Origin of the sequence: Micromonospora phytophila, assembly GCF_023656545.1 — a bacterium.
Classification (GTDB): Bacteria; Actinomycetota; Actinomycetes; order Mycobacteriales; family Micromonosporaceae; genus Micromonospora; species Micromonospora phytophila.
In genome coordinates, this window is the sequence record NZ_JAMOKF010000568.1 from 1 (window position 1) to 2,036 (window position 2,036).

General features: G+C 76.5%; 2 protein-coding genes. Both read left to right on the plus strand.

Features of this window, described 5'->3' with window-relative positions; genetic code table 11:
* Positions 1-131: 131 nt before the first annotated feature.
* On the plus strand, positions 132-905 hold the full coding sequence (locus tag NCC78_RS31300; RefSeq protein ID WP_250799037.1) for an enoyl-CoA hydratase/isomerase family protein: 774 nt from the start codon (positions 132-134) through the stop codon (positions 903-905).
* A 205-nt stretch (positions 906-1,110) separates the two neighbouring features.
* Positions 1,111-2,036: serine/threonine-protein kinase (locus NCC78_RS31305; RefSeq protein ID WP_372495244.1), on the plus strand; the 926-nt coding region annotated here is incomplete at its 3' end.

Consider the following 2,036-nt stretch of genomic DNA (forward strand, 5'->3'; position numbering starts at 1 on the left):
CCGACCACCGGCCCCGCCCCGACCACCCGGCCCCGGCCGGCCACCCCGCCCGGCTGGTCGTCGGGTCCGCGCCGTTATGGTCGCCGCACCGGCGCCGCCGACCCCGGCGGCACGGCCGGTGCGAAGGGGTGGTGACGGTGGCGGACGCGGAACTCCTCGTCGAGGTGACCGGTGCGGTGGCGACGGTGGTGATCCACAACCCGGGGCGGCGCAACGCGATGACCACCGCGATGTGGCGTCGGCTGCCGGGACTGCTCGACGGGCTGGAGGCCGACCCCGCCGTCCGGGCGCTGGTGCTCACCGGCGCGGACGGCACCTTCTGCGCCGGCGCCGACCTCGGCGACCTGGACGAGCTGCTGGACGCCGGCGACGCCAGCATCGCGGTCGCCGCCGAGGAGCGGCTGGCCGCCTTCGCCAAGCCGACGGTCGCCGCCGTCCGGGGCGCCTGCGTCGGGGGCGGATGTCAGCTCGCCGTCGCCTGCGACCTGCGGATCGCCGCCGACGACGCCCGGTTCGGCGTACCGCCGGCCCGGTTGGGCCTGGTCTATCCGGCGCCGACCACCCGCCGGCTGGCCCGGCTGGTCGGCCCGGCCGCGGCCAAGCACCTGCTCTTCACCGCCGAGCTGGTCGACGCCGAGCGGGCGCTGCGGATCGGCCTGGTGGACGAGGTGCTCCCGGTGGACGGCCTCGCCGCCCGGGTGGACGAGATCGTCGCCGCCGTCGCGGCCCGTTCGCAGCTCAGCGTCGCCGCGGCCAAGGAGATCATCGACGGCCGGGCGGACGAGGAACGGATCGCCTGGTGGCACGGGCAGGTCCGGGCCAGCGGCGAGGCCCGCGAGGGCGTGGCGGCCTTCCACGAGCGCCGCCCGCCCCGCTTCGGCTGGACGCCGCCCGCCCGGCACTGACGCCGGTTGCCCGATCCCCGTCGATGGCTACGACAGGGGCCGTCGACGGGGAGAGGTGACCACGATGGAGCCGCCCGTGCGATGACCACGAGGTGCGGTGGAGGCTTCGCCGGCCGCCGGGGTCGGGCCGAAGTGGACACCGGCCTGTCGGACACGTCCGATACGCGGGTGGTGTCCTGCCGCCCGGTGGGGCAGGCTGTCGGCTGTGCAGCGTGATCAGTTGCTTGCCGGCCGCTACCGGCTGGGCGAGCTCCTCGGCAGGGGCGGCATGTCCGTGGTCTGGCGGGCGCACGACGAGGTGCTGGAACGCGACGTGGCGGTCAAGGTGCTCGTCGCGACCGACCCGTCGGCCCGGCGGCGGATCCAGGCCGAGGCGAAGGCGGCAGCCCGGATGTCGCATCCGAACGTCACCAACGTCTACGACTACGGCGAGGCCCTGCTCTCCGGCGAACGGGTGCCCTTCGTCGTCATGGAACTGCTCTCCGGCCGTACGCTCGCGCGGCGGCTCGCCGCCGGGACGCTGCCGGCCAGGGCCGCCCTGCGGGTGTGCGCGGAGGTCGCCGCCGGTCTCGCGGCCGCGCACGCCCAGGGGCTCGTGCACCGGGACGTCAAGCCGGAGAACGTGATGCTGACCCCGTCCGGGGCGAAGCTCGTCGACTTCGGCATCGCCGCCGTCGCCGGCACTCCCGAAATCGACTTCGAGGGGCGGCTGCTGGGCACCCCCGCCTACCTGGCCCCCGAGCGGCTCGACCTCGGCGAGGTGCTGCCCGCCTCCGACGTCTACGCGCTCGGCCTGCTCCTCTACCGGGTCCTCGCCGGCCGGCTGCCGTGGCGGACCGAGACCCAGACCGGGATGTTGCGGGCGCACGCGTACGCTGAACCGGGCCCGCTGCCGGAGGTCGACGGGGTGCCGCCGAGCATCGGTCGGCTCTACCTCTGGTGCCTGGCCAAGGATCCGGTCGACCGGCCCTCGGCCGCCGAGGCGGCCCGCATCCTCACCGGGGCGCTCGCCCGGCTGCCCGACCCCGGGGCGGCCGGGTCGGCCGTACGGTCGGCGTCACCCACCGACGCGACGGCGGACGGCGCCGCTCCCGACCGTCCGGGAGCGGCCGACCCGCGGCCCGCCGGGTC